The 22,407-nt window shown below is 67.3% G+C and carries 21 protein-coding genes; 9 read left to right on the top strand and 12 right to left on the bottom strand.

What is annotated here, in order from left to right; translation table 11 throughout:
• Window positions 1-3: 3 nt before the first annotated feature.
• From rplT to LzC2_RS05470, 8 genes are all read right to left on the bottom strand, one after another.
• Window positions 4-366, bottom strand: coding sequence for a 50S ribosomal protein L20 (gene rplT / locus LzC2_RS05505; protein WP_171184602.1), 363 nt, complete (start codon window positions 364-366; stop codon window positions 4-6).
• A 122-nt stretch (window positions 367-488) separates the two neighbouring features.
• Complete coding sequence (gene rpmI, locus LzC2_RS05500; protein WP_171184600.1) at window positions 489-689, bottom strand: 50S ribosomal protein L35; 201 nt, start codon at window positions 687-689, stop codon at window positions 489-491.
• 180 nt (window positions 690-869) lie between these two features.
• Window positions 870-1,412 carry a translation initiation factor IF-3 gene (infC, locus tag LzC2_RS05495; RefSeq protein ID WP_171184645.1) on the bottom strand — a complete coding sequence of 181 codons (543 nt, stop codon included), beginning with the start codon at window positions 1,410-1,412 and terminating at the stop codon, window positions 870-872.
• A gap of 123 nt (window positions 1,413-1,535) precedes the next feature.
• On the bottom strand, window positions 1,536-2,627 hold the full coding sequence (fliM, locus tag LzC2_RS05490) for a flagellar motor switch protein FliM (RefSeq protein ID WP_171184598.1): 1,092 nt from the start codon (window positions 2,625-2,627) through the stop codon (window positions 1,536-1,538).
• A gap of 170 nt (window positions 2,628-2,797) precedes the next feature.
• Window positions 2,798-4,057 (bottom strand): glutamate-5-semialdehyde dehydrogenase, encoded by a 1,260-nt coding sequence (locus tag LzC2_RS05485; RefSeq protein ID WP_171184596.1) that lies wholly within the window; start codon window positions 4,055-4,057, stop codon window positions 2,798-2,800.
• 102 nt (window positions 4,058-4,159) lie between these two features.
• Entirely contained in the window at window positions 4,160-4,711 is a 552-nt protein-coding gene (locus tag LzC2_RS05480; protein ID WP_171184594.1) for a Crp/Fnr family transcriptional regulator, read from the bottom strand.
• Window positions 4,712-4,923: 212 nt separating this feature from the next.
• Window positions 4,924-6,153, bottom strand: a complete 1,230-nt coding sequence (locus LzC2_RS05475) for a Glu/Leu/Phe/Val family dehydrogenase (RefSeq protein ID WP_171184592.1) — start codon at window positions 6,151-6,153, stop codon at window positions 4,924-4,926.
• Between the two features lie 61 nt (window positions 6,154-6,214).
• Window positions 6,215-7,348: a hypothetical protein gene (locus LzC2_RS05470; RefSeq protein ID WP_171184590.1), complete on the bottom strand. Its 1,134-nt coding sequence runs from the start codon at window positions 7,346-7,348 to the stop codon at window positions 6,215-6,217.
• Window positions 7,349-7,865: 517 nt separating this feature from the next.
• On the opposite strand from LzC2_RS05470, the gene LzC2_RS05465 reads away from it, so the two are divergent.
• Window positions 7,866-8,333, top strand: a complete 468-nt coding sequence (locus LzC2_RS05465; protein WP_171184588.1) for a hypothetical protein — start codon at window positions 7,866-7,868, stop codon at window positions 8,331-8,333.
• A gap of 220 nt (window positions 8,334-8,553) precedes the next feature.
• On the opposite strand, the gene LzC2_RS05460 is transcribed toward LzC2_RS05465, so the two are convergent.
• Window positions 8,554-9,819 carry a 1-acyl-sn-glycerol-3-phosphate acyltransferase gene (locus LzC2_RS05460; protein ID WP_171184586.1) on the bottom strand — a complete coding sequence of 422 codons (1,266 nt, stop codon included), beginning with the start codon at window positions 9,817-9,819 and terminating at the stop codon, window positions 8,554-8,556.
• Window positions 9,820-10,032: 213 nt separating this feature from the next.
• On the opposite strand from LzC2_RS05460, the gene LzC2_RS05455 reads away from it, so the two are divergent.
• Window positions 10,033-11,019: a polyprenyl synthetase family protein gene (locus LzC2_RS05455; protein WP_171184584.1), complete on the top strand. Its 987-nt coding sequence runs from the start codon at window positions 10,033-10,035 to the stop codon at window positions 11,017-11,019.
• 81 nt (window positions 11,020-11,100) lie between these two features.
• Window positions 11,101-13,050 (top strand): 1-deoxy-D-xylulose-5-phosphate synthase, encoded by a 1,950-nt coding sequence (gene dxs, locus LzC2_RS05450; protein ID WP_194362332.1) that lies wholly within the window; start codon window positions 11,101-11,103, stop codon window positions 13,048-13,050.
• A 66-nt stretch (window positions 13,051-13,116) separates the two neighbouring features.
• Here dxs and LzC2_RS05445 read toward each other — a convergent pair whose 3' ends face one another.
• Window positions 13,117-14,112 (bottom strand): NADPH:quinone reductase, encoded by a 996-nt coding sequence (locus LzC2_RS05445; RefSeq protein ID WP_171184582.1) that lies wholly within the window; start codon window positions 14,110-14,112, stop codon window positions 13,117-13,119.
• A gap of 555 nt (window positions 14,113-14,667) precedes the next feature.
• On the opposite strand from LzC2_RS05445, the gene LzC2_RS05440 reads away from it, so the two are divergent.
• On the top strand, window positions 14,668-15,246 hold the full coding sequence (locus LzC2_RS05440) for a hypothetical protein (RefSeq protein WP_206678572.1): 579 nt from the start codon (window positions 14,668-14,670) through the stop codon (window positions 15,244-15,246).
• 102 nt (window positions 15,247-15,348) lie between these two features.
• Here the strand turns inward: LzC2_RS05440 and LzC2_RS05435 are convergent, their stop codons facing one another.
• Entirely contained in the window at window positions 15,349-16,044 is a 696-nt protein-coding gene (locus LzC2_RS05435) for a hypothetical protein (RefSeq protein ID WP_171184578.1), read from the bottom strand.
• Window positions 16,045-16,345: 301 nt separating this feature from the next.
• On the opposite strand from LzC2_RS05435, the gene aspS reads away from it, so the two are divergent.
• From aspS to LzC2_RS05420, 3 genes are all read left to right on the top strand, one after another.
• Window positions 16,346-18,205 carry an aspartate--tRNA ligase gene (gene aspS, locus LzC2_RS05430; protein ID WP_171184576.1) on the top strand — a complete coding sequence of 620 codons (1,860 nt, stop codon included), beginning with the start codon at window positions 16,346-16,348 and terminating at the stop codon, window positions 18,203-18,205.
• 39 nt (window positions 18,206-18,244) lie between these two features.
• Window positions 18,245-18,637, top strand: coding sequence for a hypothetical protein (locus LzC2_RS05425; protein WP_171184574.1), 393 nt, complete (start codon window positions 18,245-18,247; stop codon window positions 18,635-18,637).
• A 70-nt stretch (window positions 18,638-18,707) separates the two neighbouring features.
• On the top strand, window positions 18,708-18,986 hold the full coding sequence (locus tag LzC2_RS05420; RefSeq protein ID WP_171184572.1) for a hypothetical protein: 279 nt from the start codon (window positions 18,708-18,710) through the stop codon (window positions 18,984-18,986).
• Here the strand turns inward: LzC2_RS05420 and LzC2_RS05415 are convergent.
• Window positions 18,979-19,500 (bottom strand): DUF1569 domain-containing protein, encoded by a 522-nt coding sequence (locus LzC2_RS05415; protein WP_171184570.1) that lies wholly within the window; start codon window positions 19,498-19,500, stop codon window positions 18,979-18,981. The two genes, LzC2_RS05420 and LzC2_RS05415, sit on opposite strands and share 8 nt — an antisense overlap.
• A 178-nt stretch (window positions 19,501-19,678) precedes the next feature.
• Here LzC2_RS05415 and LzC2_RS05410 point away from each other — a divergent pair, with 178 nt between their 5' ends.
• Together LzC2_RS05410 and LzC2_RS05405 are read left to right on the top strand one after the other, a co-directional pair.
• Window positions 19,679-20,698: an ATP-binding protein gene (locus tag LzC2_RS05410; protein ID WP_171184568.1), complete on the top strand. Its 1,020-nt coding sequence runs from the start codon at window positions 19,679-19,681 to the stop codon at window positions 20,696-20,698.
• A gap of 120 nt (window positions 20,699-20,818) precedes the next feature.
• Complete coding sequence (locus LzC2_RS05405) at window positions 20,819-22,195, top strand: hypothetical protein (protein ID WP_206678571.1); 1,377 nt, start codon at window positions 20,819-20,821, stop codon at window positions 22,193-22,195.
• Window positions 22,196-22,407: the final 212 nt, after the last annotated feature.

Here is a 22,407-nt window from a genome sequence, read left to right as displayed (position 1 = left end):
CGATCAGGCCGCGGACGGGATCGCGTTCTTGGCCTGCTCGAACACTTCATCGAACACGGCGGGCTCGTGGATCGCCAGCTCGGAGAGCGACTTGCGGTCCAGTTCGATCCCGGCGTGCTTCAGGCCGAAGATGAACTCGCTGTACCGCAGTCCACGGACGCGGCAGGCGGCGGACAGACGGGTGATCCACAGCCGGCGGAAGACTCGCTTCTTGGTCTTCCGGTCGCGGTAGGCGTAGGCCCGGGCGCGGATGACCGACTCCTTCATCGTCCGCAGCAGCTTGCTGCGACCGCCGCGGAAGCCCCGCGCCTCGCGGAACAGACGGTTCTTCTTCTTGTTCCGGGCGGACCCGATACGAACGCGCATTGAACTTGTGCCGTTGTGCGGAACCCGGGGCGGCACGAAGCCGACTTACGCCCGAAGCCCCAGCGGGGGGTTGGAGAAAGGGCTAGCCGCTCTCTTGAAGAGAGCGGCTAACAAAACGAAGACTACTTACCGGGAGCGATCGCCTTGGCGATCTTCTTGGCCTCGGTGCCGCAGATGATGCCTTCCGTCCGCAGATCCCGTTTGCGGGACGCCGACTTGCCGGACAGCTTGTGCCCGCGGTTCGAGCTACGGTGCGTGGCCTTGCCGGATGCGGTGATCTTGAACCGCTTCTTCATGCCCTTGTGGGTCTTTTGCTTGGGCATGGCGGGGGCGGCGGTCTAGAGGAACTCTTGCGGAAAAGGAGGGTCGGGAACGGTAGCGATCAAGCGCCGGGCGGTCCAGCCCACGAACAGAACGAGATTCACGATCGAGGGAAGCGAAGCGCTTCCCCGCCGACCGTACGCCAAAGGGCGCCGGTCCATCGCGACTCTCGCAGCTGCGATCTACTTGGGGGCGAGGACGGTCGACATAATCCGACCGCCTTCCATGCCCGGCGGCTTCTCGACCTTGGCGATGTCATCCATGTCTTCGATCACCTTGAACAGGATCTCGCGGCCCCGCTCGTGGTGAGCGTTCTCGCGACCGCGGAACAGGATGTTCACCTTCACCTTGTCGCGGTGGCCCAGGAACTCCCGGGCCTTCTTCATCTTAAATTCGATGTCGTGATCGCCCGTCTTGGGCCGGAGGCGAACCTCCTTGATCTGGCCGTGATGGCCGCCCTTGCCCTTCTGGGACCGCTTCTTCTGCTGATACTTAAACTTGCCGTAGTCCATGATCCGGCAGACCGGGGGCCGCTCGTTAGGGGCCACTTCGACGAGATCCATCCCGGCGTTGCGGGCGGTCTCCATCGCCTCCTCGGTCGGGATCACCCCGAGCATCTCGCCGTCCTGATCGACGACGCGGACGGGGGTGAGACGGATCTGTTCGTTGATCCGCTGGGCGTCTTTATCGGTAGCGGTGCGGTCTTCGCGGGGGGGACGACGAATGGGAGGTGCCTTGCGGTCGGACGAGGGGTCGGGAATGAGGCGACACGGGGACGCACGCCTATTGTAACGGCGAGAGGCGGCCCGGACATCTATGCGAACATCTAGCCGTCCGGCGCCGCTCCGTCAAGAACTGGCCGCTGTTGATGGGTCCGACGCCGGCTGGGCGGGTGGCTTCGCCCGCTCCTCCTCGGCGGCGGACGGGGTGAGGCGGGGGTCGACGGGCTTCAACACCGGCCCCGTCACCCGCACCGCTTTGTGGCCCCGCAGCGAGCCGGGACGACAGCGGAAGGCCGGCTTCTCGCCGACTCGCAACTCCAGCCCTTCGCGGCTGTCGCACTCCGTCAGGATCACGTCTCCCGGCGCCAACTCTGCCAGATCGCGGGCCGTCAGCGTGGTCACGGCCAGCGTGACGTCCAACGGCACCCGGGCCCGACTGACGCCGCGATCCAACACGACTTTCTCACGCGGGTCGGAGCTGCGTTTGCCGTAGGTGCTCCAGGCGTCTCCGCTGAACTGGCCGGCGACGGGTTCGAGCGTGTTGAACGGAATACACAGATTCATCATCCCCCGCGCTTCGCCCAGCGTCAGTTCGAAGGCGACCAGCACGACGACTTCGTTCGGCGGTACGACCTGCACCAACTGCGGGTTGCTCTCCGTTTGCACCAGCGAGAGCTGCAACTCGATCAGCGATTCCCAGGTTCGGCTGAGCGAAGAGATCGCCAACGTCGTCATCCGCCCGACCAGCCGGCTTTCGATCTCCGTCAGCGGTCGATCCGGCGGAGGATCGCCGGCGGCGGTGCTGCGGCCCCCGCCCAGCAGTCGATCGACCAGCGGAAAGACGACCGCCGGACTCAGTTCCAGCACCATGTGCCCGTCCAGCCCCTCTGCCCGCAGCAGATTGAAGCAGGTCGGATTCTCCAAGCTGAAGACGAACTCGCCGTAGGTCAGTTGATCGACCGCGACGAGCTTCACCTCCACGATCGTCCGCATGAGGTTCGACAGCCCGGCGCCGAACTCCCGACTGAAGCCTTCGTGCAGGCCGCGCAGCGCCCGAATCTGCTCCTTGGAAACGCGTTCCGGGCGTTTGAAGTCGTACAGGGCGACGCCGTCGGCATCCATCGATGCACGGCCCGCCGGCGCCGGCGCGACGGGGCCGTCCGGCTCCAGCGCCGCGAGCAACGACTCGACTTCGGACTCTGTGAGAACGTCGGGCATGGGGGCGGCTTGAGGGTGCCCGGCGGTTGTAGGCTACCTCGGCAGAATGACGAATGCCGGATGAGGAATGCCGAGAGAGGGCAACCGCGTCGCCCCCTTCCCGCCGCATTTCTCATCCGGCATGCGGATCATTCAGCGGGCGGACGCCCGCCGCTCGACGAACGGCTCCCCTAGCCGCGAACCTGCCCTTCGCCGCGGACGATATACTTGTAGCTGGTGAGTTCCTGCAGGCCGCAGGGGCCGCGGGCGTGCAGCTTGTCGGTCGAAATGCCGATCTCGGCGCCCAGCCCGAACTCGCTGCCGTCGTGGAAGCGGCTGGAGCAGTTCACCATCACCGCCGCGGCATCCACGGCCGCCTCCCACCGGCGGGCGGCGGCGAGATCTTTCGTCACGATCACCTCCGTGTGCCCGCTGCCGTGAGCGGCGACGTGGTCGACCGCGGCGTCCAGATCGTCCACGACCTTCACGCTGAGGATCAACGCGAGATATTCCGTGTCCCAATCTTCGGCGGTCGCCGGCTTGGCGTCGGACAGAATCGCACAGGTGCGCTCGCAGCCGCGCAATTCGACGCCCTGCTCCGTCAGCGCCGCGGCGACCTTCGGCAGGAAGGTCTCGGCGACGTCGCGGTGCACGAGCAACGTTTCGAGGGCGTTGCACACGCCCGGCCGCTGGACCTTGCCGTTCACGGTCAAGTCGGCGGCCATGTCGAAGTCGGCGGAGGCATCGGCGAAGAGGTGACAGATGCCGTCGAAGTGCTTGATGACCGGCATGGCCGCTTCGCGGGTCACGCGTTCGATCAAGCCCTTCCCGCCGCGGGGAATGGCGACGTCGATGTCGCCGCGCCGCTTGAGGAATTCGCCGACCATCGCCCGGTCGGTGGTCGGCACCAACTGCACCGTGGCCCGCGGCAGGCCGTGCTCTTCGAGCTGATCGGCCAGCAGGGCGTGGAGCGCCGTGTTGCTGTGAAACGCTTCTTTGCCGCCCCGCAGGATGACCGCGTTCCCGCTTTTCACGCAGAGCGCCGCGGCGTCCGCCGTGACGTTCGGGCGGCTCTCATAGATGAAGAAGACGACGCCCAGCGGCACGCGGACCCGGGTCAGTTCAATGCCGCTGGGGCGACGGGAGCCGTCGATGACCTCGCCGACCGGGTCCGGCAGGCTGGCCACTTCTTCCAGGCCGACGGCGACGGACTCCAGTCGATCAGGCGTCAAACGCAGGCGATCGACCTGTGCCTCGCTCAGACCGTAGTCCGGGGCGGCGGCGAGATCGCGCTCGTTTTCGGAGGCGAGACGTTCCGCGTTCGCCCGCACCGCCGCGGCACAGCCACGGAGCCAGGCGTTTTTGACGGCAGTGGAGGCGAGGGCCAGTTCGCGACTGGCCCGCTTCGCATCGCGGGAGAGTTCGGCGGCGAGGGCGGCGTGATCAGACATGGGGGCAGACTCAAGGAAAGGCCCTCCCATCCTCGCGTCCCTCCCCCGTTCTGTCAGCCCACCCTCCAAACGAGCCGAAAACGCGGTTCCGCCGGCGGGGTCTCAGGCGCCGAACAGCTTGCTGCGGAACTCGTTCCATTCGTCCGTCCGCTTGGCCCGATCGGTCGGGTCTGAGGTCTCGGCGAGGACGCGGGTGATCCATTCATCCATGCAGCGGAGACGATCGCTCATCACCGCGGCGGTCTGCCGGGCGATGTGAAACGCCGGACGGAGACCGATTTGCTCGAGCACCTCCCAGTTCTCCGCGCTCATTCGCAGCACGACGCATTCGCCGGTCGCCCGGACGTCCGCGGAGTGCGGAGCCGGGCTGAAGAAGCTCATCTCCCCGAACAGCGCCCCGGCATCCAACGTGGCCAGCACGCGGTCGCCGCCGTCCGGCCGAGCCTTCACCACCTCGCAGGAGCCGGACAGGATGAACCACAGGCAGCGGGTCTCGCGGCCCTCATGCAGGATCGTCTCGCCGGCGCTGAAGCGATGCCGGCTGGCGAGGTCGAGGAACTCCCGCCGCTGAGAGTTCGTCAGCTTGGCGAACGCCGGACAGACCTCCAGATCCGCGGGGGAGACGGGCGGGGCGTCGGCGGTCGATTGATCCATGGCGACAAGTTCCGCGACAGAAAGGCCCGCGCGATTTGGAGCCTCCGCCGTCGTCGACGAAGCGGTCTTGCGGGCGTGCGAAGACAAAGTCGCGGGCATGTCGGCGGCGGGGTCGGGAGGGGACGAGCGATTGAACAATAGTTCCTTCCGAACCGCTCGTCATCGGAAATCTCCGCGCGTCCCGACGGTCGACGGCGGTTCCCGTCGCGGCGCTAAATCCCGGCGAGCACCGTCGCCCGGCCGACCCGGCCGATCCCGACGAGATACGCGGCGGTCCGCAGCGGCACCTTTTTCTCCTGCGCCTTGTTCCAGACCGCCTCGAAGCTGTTGGACATAATCTTGTCCAGTTCGTTCCGCACGCGCGACTTGTCCCACTTGAAGTGCTGTCGGTTCTGGACCCATTCAAAGTAACTGACGGTCACCCCGCCGGCGTTTGCCAGAATGTCGGGCACGACCAACACATCGTTGCGATGAAAAATCTCGTCCGCTTCCGGCCGGGTGGGGTTGTTGGCGGCCTCGACGACGTACTTCGCCCGCACGTCGCCGGCGTTCTCCTTGGTCAGCACGCCGCCGATCGCCGCGGGGATCAACAGATCGACGTCGCTGGTGAGCACGGCGCCGCCGTCCAACGCGTCTGCGCCGGCGAACCCTTTTACGCCGCCGGTCTCGCGACTGTGGGCCAGCAAAGCGGGGATATCGAGGCCGTCGTCGTTCCAGACGGCTCCGTACGCGTCGGAGACGGCGCGGATCTTGACGCCGTCCTCGTGTAAGAATTCCGCGGTGAACGTTCCGACGTTACCGAACCCCTGAATCGCCGCGGTCGTTTCTTCCGGCGGACGGTTCTCCTTCTTCAACAACGCCAGCGCGACCTTGGCGACGCCGCGGCCGGTCGCTTCCTCACGTCCGTCGGCGCCATGTAATTCGACGGGTTTGCCGGTCACGCAAGCCGGGTTGAAACCGTGGTATTTTTGATACTGACTCATGATCCACGCCATCACCTGGGCGTTCGTGCCCATGTCGGGGGCCGGGATATCTTTATCGGGGCCGATCACGTCATGGATCGCGTCCACGAAACCACGCGTGACGCGTTCCAGTTCCGAATGAGACAGGGACTTCACGTCCACCGCGATGCCGCCCTTGGCGCCGCCGTAGGGAATATTGACGACGGCGGTCTTCCACGTCATCAACGTGGCGAGGGCCAGCACCTCGTCGGCGTCGACGGCCGCGTCGAACCGCAACCCCCCCTTCATCGGACCGCGGGCGCGGTCGTGCTGCATCCGATAGCCGATGTACGTCGCGATCTGCCCGTCGTCCTTCTGAACGGCGACCTGGCACTTCACTTCTCGCTGCGGAGTCAGCAGCAGCGTTCGCATATTTTGCGACAAGCCCATCAGGTCCGCCGCTTCGTTGAAGTAGCGAACGGTCGCGGCGTAAGCAGTCACGTCAAAGAGCCTGATGAGTGAGCGGACGAGCGGAAACCCAGTGTAAAGAGCGACGCCGGGTTTAGCCCGCCGCCCCCGACTCCGACGGCGCCGACAGCAGAAACCGGCCCAGCGTCTCCGCGAGCCGGACGTGCCCGGCCCGGGTCAGCTCCCCCGTCGGCGTCAGCGACGGCCCGGCCTCCGACGAGTCTCCCGCGCCTTCTTCGTGGGCGTGCAGCGCTGCGGCGGCGTTGCAGGTCCGCAGCCCGGCATCGGCCGCGGCGGCGAGGACCAGCGACACGGCCGACGACTGATCCGCATGCGTTCCGGCCGCCCGATCGGGCAGCACGATCACGGCCGCCCGAACGTGTAGTCCCTCCGCGATTCGGACCAATTCCGCGAGCGGCGCGAGCGCCTGTTCCGCCGCGAGCGCCGCCCGGGGGTCGCCGACCGTCACGTCCGCCGCCGGAGAAAGACGCTCCCCGCTCAACGGGCACCGCTCCGGGCCGGCCAGTGCGCGGCCGGCGAGTCGCACCGCCAGCGATTCCTGCCACCATTCGGGGCGCGGTCCGGCTTCGACCGTCTCGCCGCGCACCACCGCGGGATGCGGGCAAGCGACGGGGCGGCCGTCGGCATCCGTGAGCAGATCGCGTCGATACAACGCATCTTCCACCAGATCGGACGGCCGCACGCAGAGGAGAATCAGGTCCGGCTGCAACGCGCTCAGGCGACGAAGTCGCAGCACGCTCAGCAGGGGACAGTCGCCGGGGATGGCGGCGTTGACCACCTCCGCCCAGGTTCCCGGCTCGACCCGCCCCGCCGCGGCGGAGAGCGTCGGCGCCAGTCGTCCGGCAAACGTGTCCTCATCCGGGAGACCGGCCGCCAAGACGGCTTCGTCCCCCAGGAGCAACACCCGTCGCAGGCCTTCCGGCTTGGGCACCGCGGCCTCCCCGCCTCGCAGACCCAGACTATTTAACAGGAGGACGTGCGGCGCGCCGGTGTCCGGGTCGATCCCGGCGACCTGACCGAAGGACGGCAACGCATGCCGGGCCAGCGGGCACGGGACGGCGTCTGTCGTGGGACAGGGCGGTCGCGACAGCGCTCCGTCGGAATAACTGTCGGCGGCCCGGACGGCCAACTCCACGGCTGCAAATCCGATCGGCAGCAACCCGACGGCCAACAGCAGAGGCCGCAGTCGGGGCGGGCGAATCGGCATCGCGGTCGAGTTCGCGGGCCGGGAGGAAGCGGACGGGGACGGAAACGCATCGAGCGCCGGCGGGCGGACCGGCGGACCGCCGGTGATAGTTCAGCGACGGCGAACGACTCAACCCCGCCCGCCTCCCCGACGTTCCCGTCCGCCGGCCAACGCCGGCCCCGCGATCAGAATCGCGGCAGCTCACAGGACCGTTCGAAGCCTCGTTTCGCAGCAACCTCGTCCGGCCGCACCTTCGCCGGTGACGGCTCCGCAACGCTTCCCAATTCATAACGATCGCGCTGACCGATCGGATTCATTGAAAGGTTCTCCTAAAGTTTGAGCGCGGCCGGCTCCGCGACATTGACGGGAAGAATAGCGACGGATATCTATTAACTCGACTCTAACGACGAGTCTAAATGAAGACGGCCCGCCGCCTCGACGCGGGCCTCGACGTCAAATGAACTACGGCGTCGCCCGGTACGCTTCCTTTCTCCCTTCCCACTACGCATTCGGGCTATACAGCCCGCTCCAGACGCACATGGCAAAACTGTCCGAACTTTCCATCGAAGAACTCAAACGCGAACTCGAGCAGCGCGAAGGGGCGCTGTCCGGGCTGTACGAGGAGCGCGATGAGCTCGAGTCCAAGCTCAAGGAAGTGAACGAGCAGATCGCCGCCGGCGGCACCAAAGGCGACGCGAAGAGCGAAGCCCCCAAGAAGCGCCGCGGTCGTCCGCCCGGCTCCAAGAATAAGCCGAAGGCCGCCAGCGCCGCCAAACCGTCCGCCGGTCGCAAGCGGCCCAAGAACGATAAACCGCTGCCCGCCGTCCTCGCCGACGTGCTGACCGGCAAGAGCAGCGGCATGTCGCTGGACGACATCCACGAAGCCGTCGTGGACACCGGCTACAAGACGTCCTCGAAGAACTTCAAGAACGTCATCTATCAGAATCTGTACAACAAGGACGAGTTCACCAAGTCCGGCGACGGCAACTGGGTCTACAAGCCGTAACCCCGAGACGTCCGCTACGGCCGAGCGCTAGCGCGTTCATGGCCCGCATCAAACCGCCCCCGGCCGCCCATCGCGGCCGGGGGCGGTTTTTCTTTTGATCCCGAGACCGTCCGCCGCGTGACTTACTCCTCAGTCGCGCGACTTGCCCCCCAAGAAGGCGCCTCCCTTACAGTCGATCTCCGGCACGGGACTTCAATGCTTCGCAGCGGCCGACGAAGTCTTATGCCTCCGCGATTGCCGGCACGCCGGATTCCACGTCCGTCGCGTTCGGCGGGTTGAGGCCGATCAGCTTGTAAATCGCCGCTTCGACGTCGCCCAATAACGGATCCGGGCCGCCGCGCGGGCGATTGCCGTCCACGGGGATCGCCTCGCCGACGTTCACCCGCACCCGCCAGCGGCCGAGGATTTGGGAGGCGTCGTTGAGATCCTCGTCAATTCGCTCCAGCGTTTCGAGCATCCGCTCCGGCGGAGCGTCGTCGGTGAGATAATTCGGCGGATAGAGAAAGTGCACCTGTTGGGCAAAGAATGCCGCATACAGCTCTCGCCGCATTCGGGTCTTCTCGGCTTCGGAAACATCGTCCGCGATCAACGACGGCAGCAATTTGGTTCGAATGGCTTTCACACGGGTGATCGTCGTGCCCTCGCTGCTGAGTCCCCCGCGTTCCTCGACCGGCCGGAGGATCGTCTCAATCAAGGTCGCCGCTCGCTGGGTGCGATCGCCGGAGGAGGCGCCGCCGGCGAATTGCACTTCACGCAGCGCCAACAGGGCGTCGCGGAGTGAACGGACCCGGTCGATCATTGGAACCCGCGGGTCCGGCCATTTCCCGAAGCGTTCCTCCAACCGACGCACGACCGGCTCCGCGGCGGCTTCCGGGTCGTCCAGAAATTCATATCGCAGGCCGATCGGGTGAATGACCACGCCGGCGTCGGAGTCGGCCCGGCCGTCCTTCTCCGCCTGCTTGGCCCGACGTTTCGCCGCGGACCGGGCGATGACCGCGGTGCCGTCCAATAAGGGGCTGGGGCGGTCGTTGGCGACGCTGACGACGCCCTCCGGGAAGAGCACAAGCGGCCGGTCGCCGTCGATCAACGCATCCATCGCGCAACTGAGCGCCGTCCGGTCGTTGCCCTCGCGGAACACGCTGAAGGCGCCGAGGTTCCGCATCATCCAGGCGTTCAGCTTGCCGCCGAATCCGTCCTGTTTGAAGAGGTGCCAGCTCGCCATGCTATAGGTGGGCAGACCGAGATGGGTCTGCATCACGCCCAACGTCATCGGGTCCGATAGGCGCACGTGATTGGGCGTGAGCAGCACGCCGGCGCCCCGCTTCACGCTGGCCTGCAAGGCCTCCCCGCCGGTGACCTGCACGTCCGCGATGCCGTACGAATGCCGCAGAAACGTCGGTAGGAACGGGTCGAAGACCTTCACCCAGAATGTCCCCCGCTTGGGGGGAATGAATTCGTACGGTTCCTCGACGACCAGTTTTTGCATAAGACCTGTGGAGCCCACGGGAGACGAACGGAGCCACGGGAATCCCGTCCGGGCGCGGCGAACTATAACGAACGCCCGCCGGCGGCGCCGCGTTCGTTTTCGGAGGGGACGGCGACGACGTTGACGGCCCGGGGCGAGCGGCGGGAGACTTCCGGGTCGCCCCCTTCCTGCCGCATCGGCTCTCGGCCGCCGGCCAGTCTCGCCCCGTTCTTCATGTCCTCACCAGCGGATCACGCCGAACTGTTTCCCGGCTTCGAGGTGCTGCGGGACCGGGTGGAGAGGGCGTTGCGGGAGGTTCTCTCGCCGCCTCAGCAGAGCGGCCCGTTCGCAGGCCTCGACGCCGACTGCCCGGATCGCCTCCGCGAGGCGATGCGGCACAGCCTTCTGGCCGGCGGGAAGCGGTTGCGCCCCGTGCTGACGCTTGCCTGTGACCAAGCCTGTCGAGCGAACGAGGCGGGATCGGGCGCCGACAGGCACGGCGATGACAACGCCCTGCGGGCCGCGGTCGCGGTGGAACTGGTGCACACTTACAGCCTCGTGCACGACGACCTGCCCTGCATGGACGACGACGATCTGCGGCGGGGGCGGCCGACCTGTCACGTCGCCTTCGATGAGGCGACCGCGGTGTTGGCGGGGGACGCGCTGCTGACGCTGGCCTTTCAGACGCTCGCAGAGTTGGACCCGCCGGGAGCCGTCGCGGGTTGCGTCGTCACGTTGGCCCGCGCCGCCGGGGCCGTGGGGATGGTCGCCGGTCAAATGGCGGATTTGGAAGCCGAAGCGGACGGCCCGCCGCCGACGAACGACGTCGACCGGCTCTCTGCCGGAGCGCATCTCCAGTCGATCCATCGCCGAAAAACGGGCGCTCTCATCGCCGCGTCCTGCGAGATGGGCGGGATCGTCGCCGGCGCCGACCGTGGAACTCGCGCGGCCTTGAAGCGTTACGGCGAGCGCCTCGGTCTCGCGTTTCAGATCGCCGACGATCTGCTGGACCTCTCTGCAGACACCGCGGCGCTCGGCAAAACGGCGGGCAAGGACGTCGCTGCGGGCAAGCTCACTTACCCCGCCCTGCACGGCGAAGCGGGGAGCCGGCGGATGGCGGAGACGGTCGCGGGGGAAGCGATCGCGGCGCTCGAATCGCTGGGCGAAGCAGCCGAACCGTTACGAGCGTTGGCCCGGTATGCGGTCGAACGGGATCGGTAGGTTCCCCAACCCGCCCACACCCGTCACAATCACGTCACCGATTGCCCCTCCGCGTTAGCCTGAACCGACATTCTCGGTTTGATGCACGCCCTTTCCCGCTCGCCCCTCTCCGTGCAGCCCCGCCCCGTGCCGTACGACATCCTCCCCCGCATTCACGACCCGCGGGATCTGGATGGGCTGACCGACGCGCAGCTCGAACAGCTCGCGGCGGAGATCCGGGAACGGCTGTGCAGCATCGTCTCCGACCGGGCGGCCCACTTTGCCAGTAACCTCGGCGTGGTCGAGCTGGCGATCGCCCTGCACAAGGTCTTCGATTTCAAGACCGACCGCCTGATCTGGGACACCGGTCACCAGATCTATCCTCACAAGCTGCTGACGGGCCGCTTCCCTCAGTTCGAGACTCTCCGCGAACGCGGCGGGTTGATGGGTTATCCGAACCCGGAGGAGAGCGACTACGACCTGTTCGTCACCGGGCACGCCGGCTCCAGCGTCTCGACCAGCCTCGGCTTGAAGGCCGGCGACGATCTCGTCCACAAGGGCGAGGACCGCAAGAGCGTCGCCGTCATCGGCGACGGCGCCCTGCCCAGCGGCGTGGTCTTCGAGGCGTTCAACAACGCGGCGGGGCTGCAAAAAGACCTGCTTGTCATCCTCAACGACAACGAAATGGGCATCTGCCCGCGGGTCGGCGGGTTGGCCAGCTATCTCGATTCCGCCCGCACGGCCCCCTATTACGACGGACTCAAGAAGGACGTCGCCTGGCTGCTGAACAAGATTCCGGTCGTCGGGGAGCAGTCCACCAAGCTGCTGTCGCAGGGCAAAGACGCGCTCAAGCACTTCCTGCACGGCGGGATGCTGTTTGAGGAACTCGGGTTCCGCTACATCGGCCCGGTCGACGGCCACGATCTGAAAACGCTGACCGCCGCCCTTGAGCGCGTGAAGCACGTTCGCGGGCCGGTGCTGCTGCACGTTTTGACCGAGAAAGGCCACGGCTTCGCCCCCGCGGCGAGCGACCCGGTCACCTTCCACACCCCCGCCCCGTTCCAGCGGGACGACAGCGGGCAGGAAGTCGCGGAGATCCGCACCAGTTCCACGAAGGCGTATACGAACTACGCCGCCGACGCGATTCACGCCGCGCTCTCCCGGGACGACCGGGTCGCCGTGATGACGGCGGCGATGTGTCAGGGAAACAAGCTGGAGAAGGTGCGGGCGGACTTCCCCGATCGCTTCTTCGACACCGGCATCTGCGAGGGCCACGCCGTGGCGTTTGCCGGCGGGATGGCCAAAGCCGGCGCCCGGCCGATCGTGGACATCTACTCCACGTTCCTCCAGCGCAGCTTCGACCACATCTTCCAGGAGGTCGCCCTGCAGAACCTGCCGGTCACCTTTATGCTGGACCGGGCCGGCCTGTGCGGACCGGACGGGGCGACGCATCACGGCGTGTTCGATAACTCGTACATGCGAGTTTTCCCGAACATGACCGTCATGGCCCCCGGCGACGCCGGGGAGATCAAAGCGATGCTCGACTTCAGCCTGCAACACGACGGTCCGTGCAGCCTGCGATATCCCAAGACCGCCGCGGTGACCGTCGATCGCCATGCTCCGCCGATCGAGCACGGCAAGGCGGAAGTCTACGAAAACGGCCCGGACGGCCTGCTGATCGGCTGCGGCATCATGTTCCCCGTCGCGGTCGCCGCCGCCGAGAAGCTGCGTGAAGAGGGCCTCGACGTGACGGTTGTGAACCCGCGATTCATCAAGCCGATCGACATGGAGACCCTCGGCCCGCTGATGGACGAAGCCCCCTTCGTCATCACCGCGGAGGAGAACGTCGTCACCGGCGGGTTCGGCAGCGCCCTGTTGGAAGCGGCGAACGCCCGCGGCGTGCGGACCGATCACGTTCGCATCGTCGCCCTGCCGGATGAGTTCATTGAACACGGTCCGCGAGACGAGATCCTCGCCGACTTCGGTCTCGACGCCGACGGCCTGCGGAATACCGCGTTGAGCCTCGCCGACCGCGGCGTCACGGCCGCGTAGGGTTCGCTCCGCGGACCGTTTCCTGAAGCGACCAAGTCTCCTTACCAACGGTCCGCGGAGCGGACCCTACAGTTCGATCACGAGCTTCCCGCCACGGTCGCCGGTGTCGCCCGCCTCCAGATCGGCGTGCGCCCGGGCGATCTCCGACAGCGGATAGGTGCGGGCGATCAGCGGTTCGATCCCGGCGACGCCCGCGGTGGCGGTCTGCAATTCGGCCGGCGAGGCGTTGAACATTGCAAAGCCGCGTAGGGAGAGGTCGCGTGGATACAGTTGGCCCAGCGGCACGGTCAGAACCGCGTCGCGGCCGGCCAGCAGCACGATCCGCCCGCCGACTCGCATCAGCGACATCGCGTTCGGCACGTTCGGGTCGCGGTGCGTCTCCAGCCAGACTTCGAACCCACCGGGGTCGAAGCGGTTGAGCCGCGGGATCAGCTCCGGGTCGCGGTAGTCGAACGCTTCTTCGGCTCCGCGGCGGAGGCACTCCTGTCGCTTCTCGTCGGATCCGGCGGTCGTGGCGACGCGGTATCCGGCTCTTCGTGCCAACTCAATGGCGATCGAACCGACCCCGCCGCTGCCGCCCTGCACGAACACCGAGGACTCCTCATCGCCGGAGCCGATCTCGCCCAGCGCTCCCGTGCGAAACAGGCCGAGGTGCGCGGTGACCGCGGCCAGCCCGCACGCCGCCGCGTTGAGTAGGGCCCCCTTCGGCGGCACGGGGAAACACTGCTCCGCCGGTTCGCAAATGACCTCAGCGGCCGATCCGTCCCGACTGATCCCGCGGCTGACGCCCCACACCCGATCGCCGACGGCCAGTTTCGTCACGCCGGCGCCGACGGCCTCGACCGTTCCCGCCCAGTCGCAGCCGATGACGCGGGGCCGTTCCTCCGAGGCACGAGGACCGGCGGAGACGGCGCCGGAGCGGACGTACGTGTCGATCGGGTTCACGCCGACCGCGCCGACCTTCACCCGCACTTCGTTCTCTCCGGGTTCGCCGGGATCGGGACGCTCGCGTACCTGGAGCACGGCGGGCGAACCGGGCGAAGTAAAAACAGCGGCGCGCACGGCGGTCTCTACAAAATGAGGATGGGCGAACGACCCTATCCGCCCTGCCGTTCGTGAGCGACGGTGAGGGGCACCCCTCACGGACGACGCCGGGAGGAATGGGTCGTAACGGTGGATCGGACCGACCGGATGACTCCGCACGTACGGCCCCCGCACGACCGGCCGTTCGCGCATCACCGTCGCGGCTCGGCGTCCAGATCGCCGGACGAAGGGGCCACACGTTGCGTGAGGGCGGCGAGCAGGACGACCTCCTTCACACCGATGGGACGAGTCCGGTGGAATCCGGTCCGCATCGTCGGGCGTCCCGCGCGGAGGTGCGGGCGATCCCCCCGCGGCCTGCGGGGAACGTTCACCACCCGGAAGGATTCACCCGTGCCCCGCCCGCTCCCTCCTGCGATCCCATCCTGCCGACCGCGGACGACACGACAGCGGCTGGGGCGACTTACGGTCGCCGCGGCGCTCGGGTGCGGGCTGACCCTGTCCGCAGGCGGATGCGGAACGACCCGCCAGCGGGTGATGCGTCCGGTGACGGGAGTGATGCGATCGGTCCCGGTGGTGAAACGCTTCGTCCCGGCAACGCCCCAACCGGCCCGCGTGCTGCACGCTCCTCCGCCGTCGCAGTCGTCTCCGCCCCCGCCCCGCATGGATTCCGTGCCGCGGTCGGAGCTGTCCCGTGAATGGGATCGGATGCCGGTCGACCCGTTCGCCGGCCCGCCGGAACTGGAGTCGGCGACGCCGCCGCCGAATCCGACTCCGCCCACGCCGAACCCCCTGCCCGGCGGCGCCCGTCGGCCGACGCGAATCATGTCGCCGACGCCGGACCGCAGTCCGTCGGACCAGTTGATCGCGCCGCCCGCCGATCCGGCCGAGGGCGCTCCCGCTCCGCCGGCCCCGGCCTCCGCGCCGGAAGACCCGAGCGCCTACTATCCGGTCGGAAAGAACCGCGGCCCCATGGCTTCGCTGTGGAAACGGGTCTCTGACTTCTCGCCGCTCGGCAAGAAATCGGAATCCACCGCTCCGGCGCAGCTCGTTTCTCATGAGAGCGCCGACGCCGAGGAAGCCCCGCGGACTGCGGGCTGGAAAGCCGCTCTCAGCCGGTTCAGCAATCCCCTGCGGTTCGGTCAGCGGGACTAAGGGGTCAACGTCGAGCGGGGACGGGCGCACGAAAAACGCCCGCCCCCGGTCGGGGCGGGCGTGGGCAGGCAGTCGTGCTGCATCAGCGGAACGGGAGACGAATTACTCCTCGTCTTCCAACTCTTCGGACGGCTGCTCTTCGTCCTCGAGTTCCGCTTCGGCTTCGGCGGCTTCTTCCTTCATCTCGGCTTCAGCCTCGGCAGCTTCTTCCTCGACGGCGTCGCCGGCCTCTTCAACCTCTTGGGCGACCTTGTCAGCGGCGCCTTCCAGCTCAGCGGCCGCTTCGTCGCCTGCGGCTTCGGTCTCGGCCTTCATCTCAGCGGCGTCGGCGGCGAGGGCGTCGGCGGCCGCATCGAGGTTCGCTTCGGCTTCGGCGGCGTCCAGATCGACCGGGTCGTCAGCGGGATCGACGGGGACGACCGGAACCACGGGGCGAGCGGTTTCGCGTTCTTCCATCTCTTCGGCCTGCTCTTCGAGGAGTTCGGCTCGTTCGCGGGCTGCGGCTTCCGCCAACTCACGCTGTTCCTCGGTCAGCTCTTCCATCGCTTCTGCGATGTCGGCCCCTTCTTCCGCTCTCTCTTCGGCCATCTCTTCGTCCGCCTCGTTGTAGGCGTCCGCGATGTTGTCGCGTTGTTCCATCCGCTCCTCGGCGAGCTCCTCGTCGGCATCGACGATCTCTTCGTTGAGATCCTGCTGCGCTTCGACGACGTCTTCACGGGCGTCCTCGACGCTCTCCTCGCAGCCGACGACGAGACCGACGCACAGAGCCGCGGGGACGAATAGAGTCAGGCGTTTCATGGTTTCGATTGGGATTGGTAGGGGTTGGAGGCCCAACGGCGGCGCGGCCGTTGAGCTGGGATTCTAACATGCACGCTGCATGCCGAAGCCGGTTCACAGGGGTTTGCACCCCAAGGATCAGTTTTTGCCAAGCCATGACCGGTCGTCTCGACACCAACGCGGCCATCGACCGACCACCCGCGACCCGTGCGGTCCGGGCCGCTTCTCCCGCCGTTAAAGTCGGGTCGGTTCACGCACGACGCGGGCCTCCTTACCATCCCGCGCCCCGCCCGTCGCGATCCTGCCCCCGCCGCCCCGCCTGATGCCCGGTCCCTCGTCGACTTCCTCCCGGTCGACCTCCACTCTGTCGACCTCCCTGCGTACTCACACCTGCGGGGAGCTGCGGGAGGAGCATGTCGGCCAAACGGTCACCCTCTGCGGCTGGGTGGCGAAATATCGCGACCACGGGGGCGTCGTCTTCATCGATCTGCGGGATCGGTACGGGCTGACGCAGCTGGTGTTCGACCCGGACGCCGGGGAGAAGCTGTCCGGCGACGGTTTGAACGCCGCGACGCACGAACTCGCCCGCGGCCTGCGGGGGGAAGACGTCGTCAAAGTCACCGGGACGGTTCATGCCCGCGGGGAAGGGCTCGTCAATCCGAAGCTGAGCACCGGCGCCATCGAAATGCGCGCCTCGGGCTTGACGGTTCTCAACAAAGCGGTCACCCCGCCGTTCGAGCCGGGCGCCGACCAACTGCCGGGCGAGGAGCTGCGACTGAAATATCGCTACCTCGATCTGCGACGGCCGGCGTTGCAGAAGATCATGGAACTCCGGCACCGGCTCTCGAAGGTCACGCGGGACTACTTCGATGAGCACGGCTTCCTGGAAGTCGAGACGCCGATCCTCGGCCGGAGCACGCCGGAGGGCGCCCGCGACTACCTCGTTCCCAGCCGCGTGCATCCGGGCGAGTTCTACGCCCTGCCGCAGAGCCCGCAGCTCTACAAGCAGATCCTGATGGTCGGCGGGACCGACCGGTACTTCCAGATCGCCCGCTGTTTCCGCGACGAAGACCTCCGCAGCGATCGGCAGCCGGAGTTCTCGCAGATCGACATCGAGATGAGCTTCGTCGGCCGCGAGGACGTGCTGAACGCGATCGACGGGCTGATCGCGGCGTTTTCCACGGAGTTGCTGGGCAAAGAGATTTCCCTGCCCCTGCCCCGGCTCACGCACGCGGAAGCCCTCGATCGCTTCGGCTCCGACAAGCCGGACACGCGATTCGGCCTCGAATTGAAGGATATCTCCGACGTCGCCGCCGCGTGCGAGTTCGGCGTGTTCAACAAGACGACCGCTTCCGGCGGGAAGGTCCGCGGGTTGTGCGCCCCCGACGCCGCGGCGAAGTACAGCCGCAAGGATCTCGACGGACTTACGGCGTTCGTCGGCGAATGGGGCGCCCGCGGCCTCGCCTGGTTCCGGGTGATCGAAGAGGACGGCGCCGTCAAACTGCAGGCGCCGACGGCAAAGTTCTTCACCGCGGAACAGCAGACGCAGATCATCGAGCGACTGTCCGCCAAGCCCGGCGACCTGTTGCTGTTCGTTGCGGACAAGCCGTCCGTCGTCAACGCGGCGCTGGCGAACCTGCGGAACCGGCTCGGCAAGGAGTTGGAGCTGTACGACCCCGCCGAGCTGGCGGCGCTGTGGGTGCTGGAGTTCCCGCTCGTCACGCGGAACGAGGAGGAGAACCGCTGGGAGGCGGAGCACCACCCGTTCTGCGCGGTGCACCCCGACGACGAAGAGAAGCTGAAGTCCGATCCCGGCGCCGTGCGGGCGGAGAGTTACGACCTCGTTTGCAACGGCTATGAAGCGGCCAGCGGCAGCGTCCGAATCCACGATCCGGGGGTGCAGCAGGCGGTTTTCGACCTGATCGGCATGGACGCGGAAGAAGCGGAGCGGCGCTTCGGCTTCCTGCTGGACGCCCTCAAGTACGGCGCCCCCCCGCACGCGGGCATCGCGTTGGGACTGGACCGCTGGGTGATGATCCTCGCCCAGTTGGACAACATCCGCGACGTGATCGCGTTCCCCAAAACGCAGAAGGCCGCCGACCTGATGACCGGCGCCCCCGGCGAAGTAGACGGCAAGCAGCTCGAAGAACTGCACATCCGCACGGTTGCGCCGCCGAAGTAGGGGCCGGTCTCGGGCAACCGCGGCGGGCTCTCACGAACAATGACGCCGCCCGCCGCGAACCTCTCCCTTCTGTGGAAATGCGTTGCGGCACTCGTCGCGGCCGGGTTCGGCGCGACTGTCACTGCGTCGACCGACGTGGAAACGATCCCGGCCGCGCTCATCGTCGCCGGGTTCGCCGCGGTCCCAATCGGCAGTTACGCAATTGCAATCTGCGGCCCATTCCTGTGGCTCGGACCGCGGCGCCGCTGGATCGCGTTCTCGGTCGGCGGCCTGATCTCTTGGCTCCCATGGCCGACGCTTTGGCTGGCAGAGTACGCCGAACCGGCGGAGATCCCGCTCGACCAAGTCGCGGTTTTCGGGGCGACATTTGCTTTCGGGGCAACCCTCGGCGCCGCGGCCGCGCTGTGGGGGTTCGAGCATCAGACCCGTTGAAGATCCCCACTGGACGCCGCGGCGATCGCGGCGTGCAATGGGGCGGTTCGCCTCACGCACGGAGTTCGTCATGACTGAAGCCGACGCTTCCCTCGAAGCGCTTCGGGGCGAGCCGGTAGTGCTGGATCTCGCCGCGCAGTGGGTCTATCTGGGCACGCTGAAGTCTTGGGACGAAGTCCATCTGGTGCTGAGCGACGCCGACGCCCACGACCTGCGGGACACTTCCACCACGCGGGAGTTATACGTTCTCGAAGCGGCCCGCTACGGCGTCGCTCCGAATCGCAAACAGGCGCTGGTGCGTCGCGACGCCGTCGTCGGCATCAGCCGTTTGGAGGACGTACTCACGTAACGTCCGCCTCCTCGGTCGAATCGATCGGTTCGAGGAACCCGAGGTGCAGGGCGCAATGCAACGCGTGCATCTGCTGGACTTCGTCCCGGGTGGCCTGCCCGAACATCGGACTCGGGGCGTACTCGCCTTGATGAGCGACGAACCGGGCCACGGTCGCTTGGAATCGCTCGATCGCGGCTTCCTCCGCCGCCCGTTCGTCGCCGGCGCCCGCTTCGAGGGGCGGGTGCACCGTGCTCGGAGCAGTCGGCAGCCCCGCGGACATCCGGCCTTTGGCCAACGTCTTCCGCATCATCCGCGGGGCGAGCGTGTTCCTGATCAACCAGAACGCCGGCCTCGCCAGCAGCGGTTGCGGCGGGAAACCGTCGATCGCAAAGCCGAGCCAATCGGCGAGGTGTTCGCAGCTCTGACGGAGATCCCAATTTCCCAGTGAGCGGTAGCCCCGCTCGCGAAGTCGATCGACTTCGGCGACGGCCTCGGAGACGGAGGCGAACGTAAGCGTGCGAGGGGCGTCCATGGCGGATCAGAGGCGAGTCGAACGACGTAGACCGGACGATAACCCCGCGAACTGGGGGAGTCAGGCCGCAATCGACGCGGCTCCGATTGACGCAGCCGGGCCGCGAACGGATCGTGCAGTCCGCTTCGGGAGGCGTTTCCCGCGGCGACCGTCCGCTTCCCTGCCCGTCGAGCCCGCCGTGCCCCGTTTGCTCGTCGTGGACGATCGTGAAAGCGATCGCCAGAAGGTCGCCCGCCTGCTGGTCGATCTGCCGGACGTGACGATCGAGGAAGCGAGCGATCGGGATTCCTTCCTCGCCGCGCTCGAGAATCCGCCGGACATCGTCCTGACGGATCTTCACCTGCCCGACATCGACGGCCCGTCCGTGGTGGAGGCGGTGTGCGAACGGTGTCCGTACGTGCCCGTGGTCCTGATGACCCGGCACGGTTTGAAGGACGAAGCGGTCGCCGCGTTGAAGGCGGGCGCCGCCAGTTTCGTGCTCAAGAAAGACCTAAAGAGTCAGCTCAAGCTGACGGTCATGCAGATGATCGTCGTCGCCGTCGAACGACGCCGGCAGGATCGTCTGGCCCGCTGTCACACCCGCCAGCACCGCGTGCTGGACCTGCCGACCGATCCGGACATCATCGGTCCCACCGTTCGGCTGGCGAAGCGGATGGTGGAGGAAACCGCCGCCGTCCCCGCCGGGCCGCGCGGACTCGACAAGCAGGAGTACGAACCGGAGCTGATCGGCTTCAGCGAGACTGACCGGCTACGGATCGGGGTCGCCCTGGAGGAAGCCCTCACCAACGCGGTGTACCACGGGAACCTCGAACTCGATTCGGAGATGCGGGACCACGACGAGGCTCGGTACTACAGCCTCGCGCGAGAGCGCGCCCTGCTGCGTCCCTATAGCCAGCGTCGAGTCCGCATCGAACTGACGGTCGCCCGCACCGGCGACCCCTGTCAGGCCGGCGCGGACGATCTGGACGTGCTTCGCCGCCCCCCCTCAGGGCCGAACCTGCGTTTCTACGTCGAAGATCAGGGCGCCGGCTTCGATCCCGCGTCCCTGCCGGACCCGACCGATCCGGAGAACCTGATGAAGGCCCACGGCCGCGGCCTGCTGCTCGTGCGGACCTTCATGGATGAGGCGACCCATAACGCCAAGGGAAACGCCATCACGTTGATCAAAACCGCCAAGGGCGACGGCGATACGGAGTAGAGCCGACAAGGGACAGATTCCCCGCGTCACGAACCGATGACGCGAAGACGGTCGAGCGAGTCCGCCCGGCCTTTCCGTCCCAAAGGAGGACGGCGCCGGCGGGGTTCGCTCGTCGCTACGATGCCGACCGCACCCACCCAAGGAGGTTCCCGCGTGTTTCCGTCCGCTCGTTCCGCCGTCGCGGCGCTGCTGCTCGTCCCCGCCCTCACCCACTTCGCCCGCGAATCGGCGGCGCAGGAAAGGGCGGTGCTGACGGAGTCCCCCGCCGGAACGCATGCCGTCGTGCTGACGGTCTCCGCGGAGGGCACGATCACGCCCCGGGTCGGTGACGAGCCGCTGGCCGCCGAGATGCGGGCGACGTACCGATTCCGCACCAGTCCCCTTCCGGTCGAAGGCGAGGGGCCGACCGGGCGACGGGCTGTCCGCTACTACGACGCTGCCGGCCTCGAATGGAAAGTCGGCCCGGAATCGACCTACGCGAGGCTCCGGGGCTCCCGGCGGATTGTCGTCGCCACCGGCGTGCCGACCGGAGTAACTGTGCTTTCACCCGGCGGCCCGATGCGATTTGGGGAATTGGATTTGCTCGACACGCCTCTCGATCCGCTGCTGATCGGCGGCCTGCTGCCCGCGGGCAGCGTCTCCGTCGGCGACGACTGGACGCCGCCCGATTGGGTCGGACCCGCATTGGCCAGCGTGGAGGCCATCGGCGAGAACGAGCTTCGCTGTCGCCTGACGGCTCTCACGGACAAGACGGCCGAAGGTTCATTCCGCGGTAAGGTCGCCGGTGAAACGGACGGCGCCCCGTTGACCGTCACCCTTTCGGGCACGTTCACGTTCGCACGCGACGCCAAGATCATCACGAAAGCCACGCTGACCCAAAAAGTGGAAAGCAGCCCGGGGCCGATCTCGCCCGGCCCGCGTCTGACGTTCACTGCGGACCTCAGCCGCACCCCGGAGGCCGCCGCCGGCCCGCTGGACGACGACGCGTTGCAGCTCGCCCGCGAGGAAGTACGCACGCCGGAGTCTATCAAGGCCGCCCAGCAGGTTGAGTTGATTACCCCGTGGGACGCTCGGGCAACGCTGGATCGGGATTGGCGGTTCGTCAATCAGACCGCCCAGGCAGCGGTCGTCGTGCAGATGGAACGCGGCGTTCCCGTGATCGCCGCCACGCTCCGGCCATTGCCGGACGGAGAGAAAGGCGAGGAACCGGACGCCGGGGCGTTTGAACGCCGTGTCCGCCTGACGCTGGAGAAAACGCCGGGCAAGATCGACACCACCGCCACCCTCGACGTGCCGGACGAGGCGGACGCCGGTCGCGCGTTGTTGCTGGTGCGAGTCCTCGGTCAGAACGCCGACGGCGAGGCGGAGGTCCGCGATTATTACCTGCTGGCGGACGGAACGAAGCGGGCGGAAATTGTCTTCTCCTATCCGCCGGAGAAGGAAGCGGACGTCGGCGAACTGGCCTTTCCCCTGCTGGATGCGGTCCGCTGGCGGTAGCGGTCCCCGGTGTGAGGACGACTTCGCGCGGACGATTTCCCGCCGGCGGCGGACGCCCGTCGGGTAAAGGCGCCAACACCGGCCGTCTTGCTCGCGTAAGATGGTTGCCCTAGAACGAATCGGACGGTTCTTGTCCCGCGGCGCGTCGCCGCATGTCGGAATCGTCGCCTTCGGCATCGACGCCCCTCCCCCTGCCCCCCGCACCGGACGCC

Source organism: Alienimonas chondri, assembly GCF_013036045.1.
Lineage (GTDB): Bacteria > Planctomycetota > Planctomycetia > Planctomycetales > Planctomycetaceae > Alienimonas > Alienimonas chondri.
Note: the sequence above shows the minus strand (reverse complement) of the source record. Positions and strands in the feature narration are given on the sequence as shown.